21 protein-coding genes are annotated in these 17,392 nt (G+C 35.7%); 10 read left to right on the top strand and 11 right to left on the bottom strand.

What is annotated here, in order from left to right; genetic code table 11:
• Position 1 precedes the first annotated feature (1 nt).
• Positions 2-721, bottom strand: a complete 720-nt coding sequence (locus A8B35_RS01895) for a hypothetical protein (RefSeq protein ID WP_068471610.1) — start codon at positions 719-721, stop codon at positions 2-4.
• Between the two features lie 245 nt (positions 722-966).
• Here A8B35_RS01895 and tssD (A8B35_RS01890) point away from each other — a divergent pair, with 245 nt between their 5' ends.
• The 7 genes from tssD (A8B35_RS01890) to A8B35_RS01855 all read left to right on the top strand — a co-directional run bounded on the left by tssD (A8B35_RS01890) (position 967) and on the right by A8B35_RS01855 (position 5,372).
• Positions 967-1,398: a type VI secretion system tube protein TssD gene (gene tssD / locus A8B35_RS01890; RefSeq protein WP_068471609.1), complete on the top strand. Its 432-nt coding sequence runs from the start codon at positions 967-969 to the stop codon at positions 1,396-1,398.
• A 4-nt stretch (positions 1,399-1,402) separates the two neighbouring features.
• Positions 1,403-1,810 (top strand): type VI secretion system tube protein TssD, encoded by a 408-nt coding sequence (gene tssD, locus A8B35_RS01885; RefSeq protein ID WP_068471608.1) that lies wholly within the window; start codon positions 1,403-1,405, stop codon positions 1,808-1,810.
• An 11-nt stretch (positions 1,811-1,821) separates the two neighbouring features.
• Positions 1,822-2,739, top strand: coding sequence for a hypothetical protein (locus tag A8B35_RS01880; protein ID WP_068471607.1), 918 nt, complete (start codon positions 1,822-1,824; stop codon positions 2,737-2,739).
• A 529-nt stretch (positions 2,740-3,268) separates the two neighbouring features.
• Positions 3,269-3,733, top strand: a complete 465-nt coding sequence (locus tag A8B35_RS01870; RefSeq protein WP_068471605.1) for a hypothetical protein — start codon at positions 3,269-3,271, stop codon at positions 3,731-3,733.
• Between the two features lie 85 nt (positions 3,734-3,818).
• Complete coding sequence (locus tag A8B35_RS01865) at positions 3,819-4,154, top strand: hypothetical protein (protein WP_222844082.1); 336 nt, start codon at positions 3,819-3,821, stop codon at positions 4,152-4,154.
• Between the two features lie 99 nt (positions 4,155-4,253).
• Positions 4,254-4,640, top strand: coding sequence for a hypothetical protein (locus tag A8B35_RS01860; RefSeq protein ID WP_068471603.1), 387 nt, complete (start codon positions 4,254-4,256; stop codon positions 4,638-4,640).
• A 39-nt stretch (positions 4,641-4,679) separates the two neighbouring features.
• Positions 4,680-5,372: a hypothetical protein gene (locus tag A8B35_RS01855; RefSeq protein WP_068471602.1), complete on the top strand. Its 693-nt coding sequence runs from the start codon at positions 4,680-4,682 to the stop codon at positions 5,370-5,372.
• Between the two features lie 188 nt (positions 5,373-5,560).
• On the opposite strand, the gene A8B35_RS01850 is transcribed toward A8B35_RS01855, so the two are convergent.
• The 10 genes from A8B35_RS01850 to A8B35_RS01805 form a co-directional block, all read right to left on the bottom strand.
• A complete protein-coding gene (locus tag A8B35_RS01850) occupies positions 5,561-6,577 on the bottom strand; it encodes an alpha/beta fold hydrolase (RefSeq protein ID WP_083634266.1) in 1,017 nt (338 codons plus the stop codon).
• Positions 6,574-6,921, bottom strand: a complete 348-nt coding sequence (locus A8B35_RS01845; RefSeq protein WP_068471601.1) for a TfoX/Sxy family protein — start codon at positions 6,919-6,921, stop codon at positions 6,574-6,576. Before A8B35_RS01845 ends, A8B35_RS01850 begins: the two co-directional genes overlap by 4 nt.
• A gap of 11 nt (positions 6,922-6,932) precedes the next feature.
• Entirely contained in the window at positions 6,933-7,271 is a 339-nt protein-coding gene (locus A8B35_RS01840; protein ID WP_068471600.1) for an HsmA family protein, read from the bottom strand.
• Positions 7,272-7,306: 35 nt separating this feature from the next.
• Positions 7,307-7,744: a hypothetical protein gene (locus A8B35_RS01835; RefSeq protein WP_068471599.1), complete on the bottom strand. Its 438-nt coding sequence runs from the start codon at positions 7,742-7,744 to the stop codon at positions 7,307-7,309.
• A 63-nt stretch (positions 7,745-7,807) separates the two neighbouring features.
• On the bottom strand, positions 7,808-8,989 hold the full coding sequence (locus tag A8B35_RS01830; protein ID WP_068471598.1) for a winged helix-turn-helix domain-containing protein: 1,182 nt from the start codon (positions 8,987-8,989) through the stop codon (positions 7,808-7,810).
• A gap of 6 nt (positions 8,990-8,995) precedes the next feature.
• Positions 8,996-9,571, bottom strand: coding sequence for a Crp/Fnr family transcriptional regulator (locus A8B35_RS01825; RefSeq protein ID WP_068471597.1), 576 nt, complete (start codon positions 9,569-9,571; stop codon positions 8,996-8,998).
• 67 nt (positions 9,572-9,638) lie between these two features.
• Positions 9,639-10,187, bottom strand: coding sequence for a hypothetical protein (locus A8B35_RS01820; RefSeq protein WP_139314782.1), 549 nt, complete (start codon positions 10,185-10,187; stop codon positions 9,639-9,641).
• Positions 10,188-10,423: 236 nt separating this feature from the next.
• Positions 10,424-10,993, bottom strand: coding sequence for a Crp/Fnr family transcriptional regulator (locus A8B35_RS01815; protein ID WP_068471595.1), 570 nt, complete (start codon positions 10,991-10,993; stop codon positions 10,424-10,426).
• A 258-nt stretch (positions 10,994-11,251) separates the two neighbouring features.
• Positions 11,252-12,463, bottom strand: coding sequence for an ornithine--oxo-acid transaminase (gene rocD / locus A8B35_RS01810; RefSeq protein WP_068471594.1), 1,212 nt, complete (start codon positions 12,461-12,463; stop codon positions 11,252-11,254).
• An 82-nt stretch (positions 12,464-12,545) separates the two neighbouring features.
• Entirely contained in the window at positions 12,546-14,984 is a 2,439-nt protein-coding gene (locus A8B35_RS01805) for a TonB-dependent receptor (protein ID WP_068471593.1), read from the bottom strand.
• 267 nt (positions 14,985-15,251) lie between these two features.
• Here A8B35_RS01805 and A8B35_RS01800 point away from each other — a divergent pair, with 267 nt between their 5' ends.
• The 3 genes from A8B35_RS01800 to A8B35_RS01790 all read left to right on the top strand — a co-directional run bounded on the left by A8B35_RS01800 (position 15,252) and on the right by A8B35_RS01790 (position 17,384).
• Positions 15,252-16,211 carry an NAD(P)-dependent oxidoreductase gene (locus tag A8B35_RS01800; RefSeq protein WP_068471592.1) on the top strand — a complete coding sequence of 320 codons (960 nt, stop codon included), beginning with the start codon at positions 15,252-15,254 and terminating at the stop codon, positions 16,209-16,211.
• A gap of 151 nt (positions 16,212-16,362) precedes the next feature.
• Positions 16,363-16,788: an arsenate reductase/protein-tyrosine-phosphatase family protein gene (locus tag A8B35_RS01795; protein ID WP_068471591.1), complete on the top strand. Its 426-nt coding sequence runs from the start codon at positions 16,363-16,365 to the stop codon at positions 16,786-16,788.
• A gap of 188 nt (positions 16,789-16,976) precedes the next feature.
• Positions 16,977-17,384, top strand: a complete 408-nt coding sequence (locus A8B35_RS01790; RefSeq protein WP_068471590.1) for a secondary thiamine-phosphate synthase enzyme YjbQ — start codon at positions 16,977-16,979, stop codon at positions 17,382-17,384.
• Positions 17,385-17,392: the final 8 nt, after the last annotated feature.

The following is a 17,392-nucleotide window of genomic DNA, read 5'->3' as shown; positions in this document are numbered from 1 at the left end:
TTTAATTTACGGGCTCGCTAATTTTACGGGCTGCATTCATATTTGCTATTACCTTAGCAAAGGTGAATTGATCTTTCTTTAGTTCATCGTATTGATAATAGTTGGATGCTATTTTACAGATGCCAATGATTTCGTTATAAATTGTATTAAAGGTTAGTGTAATATCTTTGGATACTGATTTTGTTTCTGTTTTTAATGTTTCTTGCGAAACGTTGGCTTGCTTAAGATTGCCGGCATATCCGATTACGCGATCTAACAGCGCTGGATTTATACCTTTTGATATAATTACGCTTCTTAATTCGTCGCTAAGGTTTTGCTTAAAATGATAGAGTAATGCAATTAATGCTTCTTGATCTTTTTTTTGTACTTGTTTTAGGTGCTTGCTAAATCCTAGGGTGTTTAGCATTTCGTTAAGTTTGGGTTTGTCGTGGGAGAAATCGACTTCGAGTTGGGTTTTTAAGAAACTTAAATCGCGCATAGCAGGGAGTTGAATGGCTTGCAGGTTGCCTGTTGCATTGCGTAATTCTTTCTTTTTATCTACGCCTAATTGATTATCGATTGCATCATCAATTTGAGTGTCTAATTGAAGGGCATATTCCTCTGTCCAATTAGTACGAATAGTTGATAATTCAGGAAGGTTTGTAGTAAATGATTTTGTAATTGTTTTTGATGCCATTAACATATCAACATCTTTGTAATTGTAATTTCGATTAAGTGCCATTTTGGTAAATTATTTTAAATTAATACACATTGAATTTAATAATTTATTTTGAAAATTACGATTATTACTTTTATTCAAGTTATTAATAAACAACACACCCACACATTGCTTACCTAATAAAGGGTTTGCGACACTTACTTTTTAATATTGAAATATTAGTTAACAGTATATTTTATTATCCAATATTTTTTTATATACTTTGCAACATTAAATTATCAAATTACTAACCTAATTCTGTTTATTTTATGTTTGGACATAAAAGCTTTTTACGCATAGGCGAATTAACTGATGGAAGTATAAGTGGACTGTACACGGGAGGCTACGAACTGGTATCGTGCCGTTATAGTTTTGGACAAGGGATTGACCAAAAAGGACAAGCTCAAACCGAGGTGAGAGGCGGAAGTATAGAAATTAACTACGGTAATGTTCCGCCTAACGAGCTACTAGAATGGATGCTCAAATCAAACGATTTACGCAATGGCGCTATTGTTATTTGCGATGCGAATGATACGCCTATTGAGAAAATTTATTTTGAGGATGCGGCTTGTGTTGACTTAAAAATTAAGCACATTAAAAAAACACATGGCTATACGGCTTGTGAATTTGTATTGCAGGCTCGTAAAATTATTTTTGAATCGACAGCTCACGAAAACCGTTGGGCAAACCTAAAAAACTAAACCCATGCACAATTTAATACAAGATGATGCCAACATAGATGTTTGGCTTATATTAGATAATAGCGAGTACGAACTTTCGGATTTTAAGATATCGTTTAGTCAGGCTTGTGATGATAAAGGAGAACCGCAAAGTATTGTTAGAGGCGGTAGAATGAATTTATCGTTTAAACAAAGTTTACCCGAGAGCATTTATAATTGGGCTGTTAAAACGAGCCTGAAAAAAAGTGGCTCGGTGGAGTTTAGATTACAAAGCCAGAGTGCGCCTTTAAAGGTTGAGTTTATGGATGCTTATTGTATAAACTTTGATAGAAATGTTGATTCTATCGGCGGTGGGTTAACCACCTCACTTATTATATCGCCCGAGGAAATACTAATTAATGAATTTTCGTTTGATAATAAATGGAATAACTAAACCCCTATAGCATGAGCAAGTATAGTAACAAATATATTACCTCAGAAGAGTTTGAGGTTTTGGTAGGCTTTGGTAGCCTTTACGAGGGCTTTGTTGAGGGTGTGGGCTATGCCTTTATTAGTAGTGGATCTGTACCTCCACCTAATGATGTATCGTGGCCTAATGCCCCTGCACACATACCCTACACTGAAAGTTATACTACCACGTTTTTTATTCAGAAGGTAGACACTTCGGAAGAGATGCGCATATTAAGCTTAAAGCATAAGATAGCTGCGCAAAACAGAAATTTACCTAGTAATACAAAAGACCCCAATACAGGTTGGGTAAAAAAAGAGGATGGTTCAGCTTATTGGGGTGATAAAACAAAACTAAAAGAAGGCGAAAAGTTTAAGGGTAAAAAGGGTTATGATTTAGAGTACACTTACCACGAAGATGGTTCGAAAAGTGCATTTACTGGCTTTATGCTGAGTGATGTTAATGTTAGACCTGATGAAGGGGAAGTGGTTGCACGATCAGTAAACCACAGCATGAATACCGAAGGTGTTAAAGTAGTAGCCATTACTATTTGCGTGCCCCTTGCTATTATTGCAGCTGCAGAAGCTGCCCCTTTATTATACCAAGGAGGTAAAAATATAGGAACTTTAGGTATGAGAAAGTTAGCTGATTATCAATACTGGAATGGCAATTTGATAGAGCAAGCCAATATTATTTATTATGGTGTTGGTGCTAAATTAGGTTCACAAGGTGTTGACCTTATAAAAGATGCGTTACCTATATTATATGAAGAAGTCAGTACTGAATTTCCGGGTGTTTCTCCAAATCAAGTTCCTATGCAAATATTAAAGTCCACGTTAGATGCTATGAATGATGAATTAATAGAAATATATCATAACGAACAAATTAGACATAAAGAAAAAGTTAGAAAATGAAGATATTGATTCTTATATACTTAGTATTTATATTCCCTTTTGTTTACCAAAGTATTAGGACTAGTGATTTTAAAAATATTTACGTAATAATTCTTAATACATTATTTACATTCGTATCTTTTTTATACTTAAGCGCAGGGGTACTTACAAACTTGAAATATTTAATCAACAATTCGCATAAACTGTATGATATATTTCAGCCAATTGGTCTAATGCCAGGTTTCGTTAACTTCCTTACATTTATAATGTATACAATTGCCTATCTTTTCTTTTGTATATTATGCATTGGAATAGCTGTACGCTCCAACATCATGAGAGTGAAGCTTCTCAAATATCTACCCTATTTAATAGTATTAGATTTAATTATAAATTACAAGCTAGTCATTCAAAATAATGAATCTACCCATTTGATATTTATTACTTTGATTATTGAAATAGTCTTTTATTTATTCTTAAAAAGAATATACACACTAAAAATATTTGAAAGATATTTTAAAAAAGCGTAAAATACTGTTAAGAGAACACTTGCGTGCCCCTTGCTATTATTGCAGCTGCAGAATTAGGTACTTCGCAACTAGCTTTACAGGGGTATAAGTATATGGGTAGGTATGCTAGCAAGGCAATAAATAACAAATATATTAATGTGCCTGCCATGGCAGGGGAATATGCATCACAATTGATTAAACATGATGGAGATTGGCATGCTGCTGCCATGAATTTTAATTTTACATCGGCAATACCAGGGGGGCCTATGTGGGGAAAAGCCGCAAATGTAGCAGCTGGGACTATCTTTGAACGTTCAAGTTTGAAGGATGGATTGATAACATATAAAGATGGATTGGCTGGTTATACAGGAAGGACTATAGCTGGGACTTTGATACAATTTGGCGCACATGAATTTGGCACTATTGGAGGAAGTGCTTTAGGTAATTCTTATGGAAACTATATAAACATACTTACAGCTTATGGGCAAAAACACACCAATGTCAAATAGAAATCAGATATTAATTGTAATACTTGTAACTTTCATACTCTTCATTATTTCAAGCGTATACAACAAACTTGTATATAGCAAATACATGACTGAAGTTGAAAATACAATTGGAATTACAACGGAAGCTTATCTAGCTGGCAATTTAACAGTCTATACTAGTTATTCTTACCACTATAAAGTTAATGGAAAAACATATCGTAATAGTTACTCAAATGGAGATGGTAGTCGCACTAGAAAGTATCTTAAGTACCCTAATTATAGATACTTGGTGATTTACAGTAAAAAGAATCCTGCATACCATATTTTTATTCCAAGAGAAGTAACAAAAGATAATTATAAAGAAATTAAAATCTCTGATGAAGTGATAAAGGACAAGTTCTTTTGGCTTAATGACAAAGCTAGAGTTGTTAAACAAAACTGAGTTAATATGAATATTAGTTGAAATGCTATTGGAAACTATATAAACATATTTTCAACCCAGAGGTTTTTCATGCACAACAAATCATACTAGTAAAAAGTTATGAGATTAAAAAAGTATTCAGATGGCAGAATTCCTCTGATAATATTACTAATAATAATTTATACCCATCAATTTTATGAACACAAGAATAACAAAACATTAGAGGAAAATCACCGCTATACTATAGGGAATGTATACGAGCATAAATATTTATCTAAGGGTGGAAGAGCAATATATTTTAGTTTTAATTATGAAGGAGTCAGATACACCTCAAGTAAAACTGTAGACTCAAAAGAGTTTCTACACAAAAATTATTTTATAAAATTTAACCCAGAAAAACCTACCCACTGTGAAATATTACTAGATAAAATAATACCAAAGCATATTGTAGCCCCAATAAAAGGATGGAAAACAAAACCTAGAATAGTTAAAAAGAAAATTAGTTGAATTGCTATTAAAAACTATTTACCCAATAATAAACAATTGATGAAAAACATTGAAATTTGTAAAGGCTGTACCAATAAGAAGTTGGACATAGAGAGAGGACTTATGTGTGGTCTGACTAATGATAAACCAAATTTTGTAAGCAAGTGTGGAGATTTTATTCCTGTGGATGAGTCATACAAGGATGTTGCAAATAAAATTCTTGCTCAAGATGAATATTTAGAACCAATAAGAAATGAGGAAGAAACAGAATCAGATTCGAAACAGGATGACTCTTTAAATCAGCGCACAGAAGAAAAACAAATTAAAAGTGCAGCAAGTTGGTTTTTCTGGATTGCAGGGCTTACATTAATGAATTCAATATACCAATACCTCGATTGTGGGCAAATCTTTATTTTTGGTGTAGGGTTAAACCAAATTATTGAAGCTGCATTGTATGAATCAAGTGAAGTAAAGTCCATTTTGTTTTTAATTCCGAGTATTTTAACATCAGGTATTTTTGTTTTAATCGGGGTAAAAGCCCGAAAAAAGATAAAAGGAGCATTTTTAGCTGGACTAATTATTTATAGTATTGATTCGCTTTTATACTTATCCGTTGGGGGCTACTTATCGTTTGGACTTCATTGTTTTGTTTTATTTATGGTATATAAAACTTTAGAAGCATCAAAGTTAATGACAAAAGAGCAAGTTGTTAAACAAGTAGCTGAGTTTACACGGATTAATAGATATAAATAGGAATAAACGAGCCTTGAATTGGGTTTACTTTCTAAACTGTTTATCCAACTGCAGGTACCTCACAACTAGCTTTACAGGGGTATAAGTATATTGCTGTTAACAAAATGCTAAAAGATGACTTATCATATTTTCAAATGTCTCTTTGTTATTTGTGGTCCAAAGAATATTTAATTGCTCCATTTTTGTAATTATTTAATGCTGCTTAATAGATTTCTAAGTGCTTTGTAATAACTCTCAGGACTATCCTCTTGAGTAAAATGGCTTGATTCGGGCAAAATTGTTGTGTTAGCATTAGGGAAATGCGACTGCCATCTATTAATGATATCCTGTGTTCCAACAGTCCAATCTTTTGTGCCAAATATAAATTCAACATCTTTGTTGTATAACGTTAGTAAACCCTGTTCTAACTCGCTTAAAAATTCACCTGCTCTAGTGATGTTTTTCGGAAATTCTGATGTCCCCTTTCTTGATTCTATAGTTGGAAATTGATATTTATAAGCATCTGTAATATTCTTATTTTTAGATGCTTTTTTATTTAACTCGCCTCTCATTAGAGTTGTAGCAAAAATATTTCTATTTACATTTATTCTATTCACGATGGGAGTTCGCATAGCATAAGAGAAATATTTTACTGCTCCACTTTCAATTTTCCAAGCCCAGGTATTACTTATAACCAAACCAATAACATGATCAGGATAATTGACAGCGACATTAAGCCCCGTTGGTCCTCCCCAGTCTTGAACAACCATTATAAATTTATCTAATTTTAAGTGATCAAAAATCAATGACGCAATCCACTCTGAATATTCAGCCGGAGTATAATTCCAGGTATCTGGTAATTCAGAAAAACCACAACCCGGCAAATCATAAGCAATTAATCGGGCTTCGCCAGATAACTCTTTAATTAAATTTCGATATATAAATGACCATTCAGGATTACCATGACATAATACTACGGGTATACCTTCTCCTTCGTCGATATAATGCATTGATACTCCATCGCGTTCGTACCAATTACTTCTAAAAGGATATTCCTTTTTATCAACAATAAATGGTCGTTGTTTCATATCTAATTGGTCTGCATTAAATGATATTGGATCGGGTATAACCTCATATTCTTGGGGGGCTGTGAGAGCTAAAAACACAAGAATAGGCCCAACTATGAAAATTATTAATTTGAATACTTTAGATTTTAAATACTTCATTTCATTCTTATTTTATTGTTATTCCGATCGAGTTGTATTTGGTACGATTCTTTAGCCCACTCCACTAAAGTTGATGCATCTTCAATTACATCAACAGGTACACTATAGAACGACAAAACAGTTTTATGATTTTTAAAAGGCTTTAGTTGAATAGAATCCGATTTAATGTACTTTTCAACATTTAATTGGTCTACTTTAAAGTATAACTGGTTATCGGCAATCATACCAAAAGCAAGTTCGTTTTTATAAAGTGCCGCTCCGCCAAACATATGTTTTGCAGAAACCCCTTCCCATAAATAGAGTTGATCGAGAATAAATTGAAGAAAATCGTTACTGATAGCCATTTTTTTATTGATTAAAATAGATGCATTAGAACAGGGCCTAAGTATGGAATTAACCAAATACCCCAAACAGAAATACTAAAGTGATGAAAGTTCTTAATTCTCTTTTCATCTTTACTTAGTAAAACAATAAGAGCCCATATGGCATGAATAAGCATTAAACCAATGGCACAAAACCCTATAATGGCATGGAAGCTATAGCTAATACCATCAGTATAACTGAACATTATACTAGTTCCAATACTATCGAGAATTAAACCACAAATAAAACACGCTAAATGCCACAGTTTTAATTTCCCTGATATCTTTTCTGCCCAAACTCCTACTGTGTAAAAAAGTAGGGCTAATGACATAATGATACTAATAGTTGAACCCACTTTAAAACCCTCTAATTAGTAGCTCTGGCGTAAAGCTTTGCAGCTATTGCAGCACCAATAATCATTTCAGCCCAAGCAATAGGAAAGAGTATTGCTGCCGTACTCCATTCTCCCAAACCTGTGTTTACGCTGGCTATCCAAAATATACCAATAGTGGCTAGTGCGGTAGTTGTACCTGAAATAAGAATGGCTTTTACATTTTGACCGAATGCTACTGCGCACAACCAATAAACAAATACAAGGATAAGTGTTAATAATGTGTCCCAAGCTCCCCAAATAAGGGCATTACTTACTTCCATTGCTCCAATAGGAATGCGACCTGCAAAGAATTCTTCCATTAACGGAAATGCCACAAACATAGCACGTGCAACTTCTGCAATGTGTATCCAAATACTAGTAATCAAGGTGATGATTACAAATGTTTTAAGATTGAATTTTGTAGTGTTCATACTTTCTATTTTTAATTACAGTGCAAAAGTATGAGCTGAAAAATGGCGCGACGTTGATATTTGCTAAGAAATGGCTTTCATAGCTTTTTTTAGAGATGTTGGTGTGGTTTTATGAAGATGTGCTGAACTACATTTATTAAACCTACAGAAATCTTTAAGGGTTTTATCAAAAGCAAATGTAAAGGCATCGGATAATGAAAAGTGATTTTCAAAGGCCAGGTGATTAATATGCAGTATCCCGGTTTTATGGTCAGCCTTGCTATCCATTCTTCCCGCAAACTGATTCTTCCACAATATAGGTAACGAAAAATAACCATACTTGCGTTTAGCTTCAGTGGTATAACATTCTATTTGATAATCGAAATCGAACAAGGTTTTCATTCGCTTACGCTGAATAAGCAGGTTATCGAAGGGCGAAAGGATTTTTACTTCATCGTAGGCTTCTTCATTCTCAATACCATTTAATAATTGATTAAGAACATAATACCTTTCATTGTCTACCTGAACCTCTACGATCTCTTGCTTATATAACATTTCCTTTAATTCAACAGCAACAAGATTTTTTGTTTTTTTAAGTAGATAAGCAATTTCAGAAGCAGTACCCAAAGCATTAGCCCGCAAATAGTTTGTTATTAGAAAGCGTATGTATTCTTGTTGGGTAGGAATGGCAGTATTTATGCCCTTTGGTAATATACGCTCGGCAAGGTCATATACCTTATGAAAGTTTTTACGTTCTGCCACCATCAAGTCGCCTTGCATATACAAGTTTTCAAGTGCCTGCTTAGCGGGTTTACTTCCCCATTCGTTTACTTTCTGAGAATGCTGAAAATCTTTTGCCATTAGCGGACCTTCATCTGCAATACGCTTCAGAATATTGTCCATTAACTGGATGTCTTTTTTGAACCAATGCTTTTCGTGCCCCATGTGAAAGGCTTTTTTGCGATAAAGCGTATAGCGATAATCTTTCATTGGCAAAAAGGCAGCCGCGTGCGACCAGTATTCAAATACCTTTTTCTGGGCAACAAGCTCTTCTATATGTAATAAGTTATAATCTGAATTTCTATTCCAAAGCGTATGATGATGTGCCCGCTGTACTACCGAAATGGTATCTATTTGAATATAACCCAGGTGTTCAATTGCTGACAATGTAGTACCTAAAGCATTGTTATGAGATGGCTTTGCAAACAGTTGCTGAGATTGAACAACTAGCCTTCGGGCTTCTTCTTTTGAAATCGTTATGGGCATATTTTATTATTCGTTATCACGTATCTCTTTACGAATACGACTAAGGTGTTCAGCAGAAATACCTATGAAGGAAGCTATCTGGTGTTGAGGAACTCTTGAAATAACTTCTTTATTATTCTTCAGCAGCGTTAGATAGCGTTGTTTAGGGGTTTTAACTATGAAATCGATTCTCTGTGACTCTAGTATAATTAAATACATCTTAAATATTTGATGATTCATTTGATGTATACCCAATATCTCGGAATTAAGAAAATCAAGTGCTTCCATCGATATTTCAATAGCTTCTACATCGGCAAGTGCTTGAATATTAATTTCAACTTTCTCTTCCTTTAGGTAATTAACATAGTCGTAAGCATGGTCTTTCTCAAAATAAAAGTTGGTTGTCACTTCTTTTCCATCAACCAACATAAAACCTCTTGCACACCCTTTAATTATAATGCGAACTATATTACTTGCATCACCTTGTTTTTGAATATCAGCTCCCTTTTTATAGTATCGCTTTTCAGATCCTGATAATAATATGTCTGCATCGGCTTCACGCATTTTTATTTCCTCAATCAAATATTTCTTATAAGCATCCATTTCGCAAATCTACAATTTTATTTATGTGGTTTCAAAAACCTGGCTAAAGCGCATTTTTTTTAAAGATTCATTTGCGATAAATACGCAATACCCCTAATCTTAAAAATCCTATTAAAATAGCAATCCAAGCCACCGAAGTAAGCAATCCTTTTAATAGGGTAAAAGAACTGGATACAAACACAAATGCTTCACTTAGCTCTACTGCTTTTAAGATCATTAGAATAATAAGAATGTTCTCGATATAATCGGATGCCATAGCTAAAAAGGGAATCAACAAAACTACGAAACCCAGTTTACTATTCGTATTCATCACCCTAAACAGAAGGCTACTTTGCAGCAATGCCAATAATATTGGGTAAAGTAGATCTAGAAACAATAATTGAGGAAACAGGTATAGCTGGGTAGTTTCGGCATTTAAGCTATCCACTATAGATGCTGCCACACTTGCTGAATATCCGAAGGTTTGTAAATCGAAGGCTTTGGTTCCTATTTGCGCATTAATGGATGGAAAGGTAAATAGCATCATCAATAATAAAACCAGATGACTGCAAACAAATAGCACCAATAGATTTTTTAAGGAGGATGTTTTTTGCAATATGGATGTGAAAACTGACATGACTTTTGTTTTGAAGTTATTTAAAGTTGTATCGAAAATCTGCGAGTAACATCTTGATTTCATTGGCTTCAGCTAATTTTTATTCCGTAGCTACGGCTATGCAATAAAAAATTGAGCTTTGCCACTGATAACCAATCTGTCACTCTCGTAATTCCACTACAACCTTAAACAACTTCATTGATTGAAATGCAAAGTTTGTCAATTAAAAATACGAATCCATTAACAAATGATAATGGTTATGACTCGGTTCTTAACCTACTTAACGAAATGGGTGTAATGCCTAGGTATGATGCAATATCGCTGTGCGGGATGCAGTTTTCAATATTTGGGTAGTTCTTTCGTAAAAAGTGTAACTTATCCTTACCCTTAAGCGAAGCCAATGCAATTTCCTTCTGCACCTTTGCCATCAATTCGCTTCGTAATACCGCATTGCCAAACTCTCGTATTTCAACATCTTCAATCATCAATTTTTCAAAGGCCATTGCATCCATTGTTGCAATTTCGCCATTGCTTAGGGCCTTGATATTAATAATGGATTTGCCTGCATTATTTCGTGTGGTGCTAGGCGATATAATTGACTCGGGCATAAAAAAAGAAATGCTTACACTTTCTCCTTCCGGAGTATCTAAATATGTTTTGAATATGCCCTCCATTACAAAATACTCCAAATTATTCCACTGCCCTACTTCGGCTAGCAAGTCTCCCTTTTTAACTATTTCATAGCGAATTAGGTCGATAATTTTTGCTTGTGCTTTTTCAGAAATAGGAGCAACGGCATTAATGATAGAGGATATTTTACGACGCATTTTGTATCAATATTGTGATAATTCAAGGCTGCTTTACAAAAAACTTTCTTATTTATTTGAAACTTAACTGCGGCTGGCGGATCTAAGAGCAAAGCTCTCAGCTAGCCAGTCTTACTAAAGCTGCAAATAAAACAAAAGCCTTTTGTAAAGAGGCCAACCAAACAAGGCGCTTAAGTGCAAGCCTATAATTGTTTTAATAAAAAGGGCTATTACTCATATAGAATAACAGCCCTCTAATATCATAATAAAACCTTAATACTACTCAAACTGAGCCAAAGTGTTTTTAATAATTTCAACAGCTTCTAAAAGTTGTTTTTCGTTAATCACCAATGGCGGAGCAAAACGAATGATGTGTCCGTGTGTTGGTTTGGCAATAAGTCCGTTTTCTTTCATAGCCATACAAACATCCCAAGCGGTTTTTCCATCCTTAGGTTTAATAACTACGGCATTTAGTAGGCCCTTTCCCCTCACCAACTCAATCATTGAGGAGTCTATCTTATTCAATTCATCTCTGAATAATTGACCCAAACGCTCAGCATTTTCTTCTAGATTTTCATCTTTAATAACATCCAATGCAGCCATGGCCACTTTACAACCCAAAGGATTACCTCCGTAGGTTGAACCGTGCTCGCCAGGCTTAATGCAAAGCATAATATCATCATCGGCCATTACGGCTGATACCGGATAAACACCGCCTGAAACTGCCTTTCCGAGTATTAATATATCTGGTCGGATACCTACGTGATCGCAAGCCAACATTTTACCAGTACGCGCTATTCCCGTTTGAACTTCATCGGCAATAAAAAGCACATCGTGCTGCTTACATAAATCGTAAGCTTTTTTCAAATAATCATCTTCAGGAACAAAAACACCTGCTTCGCCTTGGATGGGCTCCACCAAGAATCCTGCTACATGCGGATCGTCGAGAGCTTGTGCCAAGGCATCAATATCGTTATAAGGCACCACCTCAAATCCTGGAGTATATGGGCCGAATCCTTTGTATGAATCCGGATCGGTAGACATAGAAATGATAGTAATAGTACGTCCGTGGAAGTTACCATCGCACACAATTATTTTAGCCATATTTTCTGTTACACCTTTTTTCTCGTAGGCCCACTTTCGGCAAAGCTTAATGGCTGTTTCATCAGCTTCAGCTCCCGTATTCATTGGCAATACCTTATCGTAACCAAAATACTTACTCATATACTCTTCAAACTCGCCCAATACATTATTGTAAAAAGCGCGCGAAGTAAGCGTTAGCTTTGCAGCTTGAGTGGTTAAAGCTTCTATAATTTTAGGATGACAATGCCCCTGATTAACTGCTGAATAAGCGGATAGGAAATCGTAATACTTGTTACCATCGGTATCCCACACAAATATACCCTCACCCCTATCTAATACAACAGGAAGAGGATGGTAATTATGTGCGCCAAACTGATCTTCTCGGTTGATGTAATCTTGCTGATTCATTGTCTATCTTATTTTAATGTTAGAATTCTTAGAATTTCAAATGTAAAATTTAATAGGCACAATGCTGATGAGATTTATCACATCAAAAACGCGATACTAATTTAACATTAACCCGACGTGATGTTAGATAGTTAGGCACAGCGTACTGGCGATTATTTACATCGGATACCCAATAGTACGAAATGGTGTTGTCTATATCAAAGAGGTTAAACACCTCAAGACCCAACCATAGGTTCTTAAATATTTTATCGGCCTTGTTCGGATTTTTATGCACGCCTGTTAATTCCTTCGAGAAACCGATATCTACTCTTCGGTAGGCAGGCATGCGGGCAGTGGCTAAATAACGTTCTGAACGAGGCGGGCCGAAAGGCAAGCCTGTACCAAATACCAAATTTAAATTCACTTTAAAGCTTGGGTTATTGGGCAGGTAGTCTTGAAACATTAAACTAAAATTGATACGCTGATCTGACGGACGAGGAATGTAACCCGGATAAACCGTTTCGCCAGTATTTTTATCCACATAAGAATCGTCAAGTATATCTTCCTCAGTTTGCATTATGGATAAACTTGCCCAAGATTCGACTCCCTTTACAAACTCACCATTAATTTTCATATCGATACCTGCAGCATAACCCTTTGCATTATTCTGGGCTGTATATCTTATCCTTACATTATCGATGGTGTAAGGGTTTAGATTAGTCATATGCTTGTAATACAATTCTGTGGAGTATTTAAACGGTCGGCCCCACGACGAAAAATAATGATCGAAACCTGTTACAAAGTGTATGGATTTCTGCGATTTAATATCGTAGTTTATACCTACACCTTGCGCTCTGTACTCTTTATAAAATGGACTTTGATAATAAACACCCGTTGCAAACTTAAAGCGATAATCTTTTTCCCACATGGGGTCGTACAATACACTTGCGCGCGGACTTAGTAAAAACTCATTGTTAAAATCCCAATAACTGGCTCTAATACCGATGGCCAAATCTAGTTTACCCTTTTGTAAATCAAAGTGCATATTGTCTTGCAAGAAACCCGTTACTCGGTTTGAACTGATATCGTGCGTGGCGTTATAGGCGTATGAAAGCACCAACTCAGGATCTGATATTGGAATACTATAGCCTGCTGAATCGCGCATCACCCATTCGTTAATCTGATCGCTGAAACGCTCGTGTTGGTATTTGCCTTCCCACTCAAGGCGATGTTTATTTACGCGGTGCTTACCTCGCACTGCTACATTGCGCACTGTGCCAAATAAATAATTTCGGGCATGCTCTAAATAGCTCCCTACTCCTATTCCTGTTGCCGAGTCTTCAGGCTTACTAGGCGTACCATCTTCCGATTCTAAATCCTGAATCCAATACTGCCCCAATATATCAAAGTTTTCATTTTCTGAAGTTCTGAATCCAGATAATATCAGCTTGTAGCTGTTATTTTTATTAGGTGAGAAATTAAGTGTTCCGGCCATAAAACCGGTTAAAAAATCATCCTTCTCCTCTCCCTCAAAATAAATTCGAAGGGTTTTAACTTCGGATAAAGTACCAAAGGTAGTCTCTCTATCCACGGGTTTAAAATTGTAAGTATTTTGCGATACATTACCCAAAAAGCTTACACCCCATTTATCGTTAAACTGATAAGTAAGATAGGTTTGTAAATCTAAAAATGTAGGATTGTAATCGCCGCTAGCATCTAGTGATCCCAATAAATAACTGTTGGTTTTATAGCGAACCCCTGAAATATGGGTAAACTTATCATCCTTCGAAGCGCCTTCAATATGGGCATTGGCTCCCAATAAACTGGCAGATGCACTTCCGCCAAATTCGGTGGGGCGCTTGTACGTAATATCTAATACCGATGACATTTTATCGCCATAACGCGCATCAAATCCACCTGCCGAAAATCTAATATCAGATACCATTTCTGGATTCACAAAACTCAGTCCTTCTTGCTGTCCTGAACGAATTAAAAATGGTCGGTAAACTTCAATATCATTCACATAAACCAGGTTCTCGTCAAAGTTACCACCACGCACACGGTATTGAGAGCTTAACTCATTATTGTTACTTACCCCCATTTGCGTTTTTACCAAGGCCTCAATACTACCGCCCGTTGCATCGGGTAATTGCGCTGAGAGTTTTGCATCAATCTTCTCAAAATTCTGCTCGTTCTTACGTTTGGCTTGCACATTTACCTCTTCTATGGTTTCATCCTTTTGGCGTAGTTTTATGAGTAAATCTGATTTTTGACTTTCGGCAGAAAAGGTAATGTAGGCCGTTTGATAACCTATACTTGAAAATACCAAAGTGTAAGGCGGAACCGCCTTTGTAAAAATGGCAAATGTACCGTCGGATTTACTGATGGTACCTCCTGGTTTTCCTTGAACAGATATATTAACCAAATCAAGCACCTCGCCTTGTTCCGACTGCAGAATACCAGTAATAGAGACATCTTTCTGTGCATAAAGCATTACAGAACAACATAAAAATATTGCAAGAACAATACTATTTTTCAACATAGATTTCAATTGAGAAGAATTGGGCGTAAAGTTAAATATTGTTTGTAAACTTCATAAGTTTAGTACACCTTACTGTTAGAAACTACTTATTTTTTATATTGATGTTATATTATTTTGTCACCATTCACATACATTCATCATAAGAAAACCATAATCTATTCTGTATTTTAGCTTTTCTTAAATCTGAAATGCAAACAAATTCAAAACTGAGCTATATCGGTTTCTTATTTTAAACGTTAATTTTGATTGTTTAGTACACATTAAATTATGGCACATAAAATATTAGTATTATTTAGTATCCCCAATTGTGGTTTTACCGAACTAGGAAGCGATTACGAAGTCATTTTTCCGAAAGGGGAAATTATTAGTGATGAGGAAATTGAGCAGCACATTGGCACAACTGATGTTATTGTTTCAGTATTTGGTAACAAGCTAGAAAACCACATAATAGATAAAGCTCCCCATTTAAAATTAATAGCAAACTACGGAGTTGGCTATGATAATGTGGATATCAACTACGCCAAAGAAAAAGGCATTGTAGTAACCAATACGCCTGATCCGGTAACAGAACCCACTGCTGAATTAGCACATGCTTTAATGCTTGCTGTAGCACGACAAGTAGGCTTGCTGAATAGCAAAGTACGCACCAATGAAGGAGTCACCATGGGTGTGATGAAAAACTTGAGCACCACACTAACCGGAAAAACTCTTGGTATTATTGGCTTGGGCGCCATAGGAAAAGCCACGGCACGAAGAGCGATTGCGAGCGGCATGCATGTAGTTTATAACAAACGTACACCTTTAGATAGCGCTGAAGAACAAGAGTTAAATGTTAGCTATATGGATTTAGAAGACTTACTGCAACAATCTGATGTTGTATCATTACATACTCCACTAAATGACGATACAAATGGAATGATTGGTGATGCTGAGTTTCAGTTAATGAAAAACACGGCTTATATTGTTAATACAGCACGGGGGCCCGTTATTGATGAGAATGCATTAATGAACGCATTGCAAAATAATTTGATTGCCGGTGCTGGTTTAGATGTTTACTGGAATGAACCCGAAATACCACAAGCTTTACTGAAATTTGATAATACAGTGCTTACACCGCATGTTGGCACGGCTACTTTAGATACAAGAGAAGAAATGAGCATTTTAGTGAGCGAAATTATTAAAATGTTCTTTAATAAGAATCTAAAGCAATATATTGTGAATGGGTGATTAGTTTAGTAGATCATTAGAGTTTAGACATTAGACTACATTAACACAAAAAATAACAAAACACATTGGTACAGACTGATAATACAAAACTAAATTTTACATCTTGTAGAAAAGGCTATTATCTCCTGTCTCAATTCTAAATAATATATACATGAAGAAAGTATTAATCTACTCGAATAAGAATGCGGCTCGTTCGCAAATGCTTGAAGGCTGGTTGGCCTATTATTTAAAAGGGAAAGCCGAGGTACAAAGTGCAGGAACTGAAATTGAACCCATACATATGTTGGCTCAAAAAGCCATGATGGAATCGGTAATAGATATTAATAAGTTTAAATCGGCAAGTATTACTGATTGCAATAAAGAGAAGTTTGACTTGGTAATTATTTGCGATGAAACGATACCTGAGGCCTTAAAGTTAGAGCAAGAGCCTGACGAAATCATTACGCGTCCGTTTAGAGACCCTTCGTTGGCTATTGGTACTGATTTAGAGAAACTAAAATCGTACCGTGAGGTTTGTAATGTGATAGAAGATTATGCGCTAGAAATTGCCATGAAGTACTTTGGGCTTTTGGCTTAAACTTCTTTTGTAAACTAAATGAATTACTGCCAACTGCGATTTTTAGCCTCTTGCTAGAACCCAGTTGGCTTAGTGATAGAAGCGGCATCCTTTGTGAGCCCATTATGGCGAAGCAAAGATATAGCGCATAGCACGACCCGCAGGGGAAGCCCCCTATTTTACTTTGTTTAATTCGATAAAAATAAAAAATGATTGATCAGTTAGAGATAAGATTACCCGAATTCAGACGCGGTTTTCATTTGATAACAGACCTTATAGAATCGCGCATTAAGCTACCACAAACTGGGATGCTGAATTTATTTGTTCAACATACTTCGGCTGGTTTAACCATAAATGAGAATGCTGACCCATCGGTGCGTACTGATTTTGAGACTATTTTTAATAAGCTTGTTCCGGAAAATGACCCGGACTATGTACATACTTTGGAGGGTAGCGACGATATGCCGGCTCATGTAAAATCGACGCTGGCCGGACCTTCGCTTACAATACCTATTAGCAAAGGAAGGTTGAACCTTGGTACTTGGCAGGGGATTTATTTTTGTGAATTTAGAAATTATGGGGGCCCACGAAAGATGGTTGCTACCGTTTACTCCTAAGCTTTATT

It is taken from the genome of Saccharicrinis aurantiacus, from assembly GCF_001660705.2.
Taxonomy (GTDB): Bacteria; Bacteroidota; Bacteroidia; order Bacteroidales; family Marinilabiliaceae; genus Saccharicrinis; species Saccharicrinis aurantiacus.
This window is presented reverse-complemented; position numbering and strand designations above follow the sequence as displayed.

Bases quoted from the DNA above. Each gene is read 5' to 3' on its own strand.
- tssD (WP_068471608.1), top strand. From the start codon at position 1,403: ATGCACAATTTAATACAAGATGATGCCAACATAGATGTTTGGCTTATA.
- A8B35_RS01815 (WP_068471595.1), bottom strand. From the start codon at position 10,993: ATGCGTCGTAAAATATCCTCTATCATTAATGCCGTTGCTCCTATTTCT.
- A8B35_RS01820 (WP_139314782.1), bottom strand. From the start codon at position 10,187: ATGTCAGTTTTCACATCCATATTGCAAAAAACATCCTCCTTAAAAAAT.
- A8B35_RS01860 (WP_068471603.1), top strand. From the start codon at position 4,254: ATGAGATTAAAAAAGTATTCAGATGGCAGAATTCCTCTGATAATATTA.
- A8B35_RS01850 (WP_083634266.1), bottom strand. From the start codon at position 6,577: ATGAAGTATTTAAAATCTAAAGTATTCAAATTAATAATTTTCATAGTT.
- A8B35_RS01805 (WP_068471593.1), bottom strand. From the start codon at position 14,984: ATGTTGAAAAATAGTATTGTTCTTGCAATATTTTTATGTTGTTCTGTA.
- tssD (WP_068471609.1), top strand. From the start codon at position 967: ATGTTTGGACATAAAAGCTTTTTACGCATAGGCGAATTAACTGATGGA.
- A8B35_RS01830 (WP_068471598.1), bottom strand. From the start codon at position 8,989: ATGCCCATAACGATTTCAAAAGAAGAAGCCCGAAGGCTAGTTGTTCAA.
- A8B35_RS01880 (WP_068471607.1), top strand. From the start codon at position 1,822: ATGAGCAAGTATAGTAACAAATATATTACCTCAGAAGAGTTTGAGGTT.
- A8B35_RS01835 (WP_068471599.1), bottom strand. From the start codon at position 7,744: ATGAACACTACAAAATTCAATCTTAAAACATTTGTAATCATCACCTTG.
- A8B35_RS01855 (WP_068471602.1), top strand. From the start codon at position 4,680: ATGAAAAACATTGAAATTTGTAAAGGCTGTACCAATAAGAAGTTGGAC.
- A8B35_RS01825 (WP_068471597.1), bottom strand. From the start codon at position 9,571: ATGGATGCTTATAAGAAATATTTGATTGAGGAAATAAAAATGCGTGAA.
- A8B35_RS01845 (WP_068471601.1), bottom strand. From the start codon at position 6,921: ATGGCTATCAGTAACGATTTTCTTCAATTTATTCTCGATCAACTCTAT.
- A8B35_RS01800 (WP_068471592.1), top strand. From the start codon at position 15,252: ATGGCACATAAAATATTAGTATTATTTAGTATCCCCAATTGTGGTTTT.
- rocD (WP_068471594.1), bottom strand. From the start codon at position 12,463: ATGAATCAGCAAGATTACATCAACCGAGAAGATCAGTTTGGCGCACAT.
- A8B35_RS01865 (WP_222844082.1), top strand. From the start codon at position 3,819: ATGACTGAAGTTGAAAATACAATTGGAATTACAACGGAAGCTTATCTA.
- A8B35_RS01790 (WP_068471590.1), top strand. From the start codon at position 16,977: ATGATTGATCAGTTAGAGATAAGATTACCCGAATTCAGACGCGGTTTT.
- A8B35_RS01895 (WP_068471610.1), bottom strand. From the start codon at position 721: ATGGCACTTAATCGAAATTACAATTACAAAGATGTTGATATGTTAATG.
- A8B35_RS01840 (WP_068471600.1), bottom strand. From the start codon at position 7,271: ATGTCATTAGCCCTACTTTTTTACACAGTAGGAGTTTGGGCAGAAAAG.
- A8B35_RS01795 (WP_068471591.1), top strand. From the start codon at position 16,363: ATGAAGAAAGTATTAATCTACTCGAATAAGAATGCGGCTCGTTCGCAA.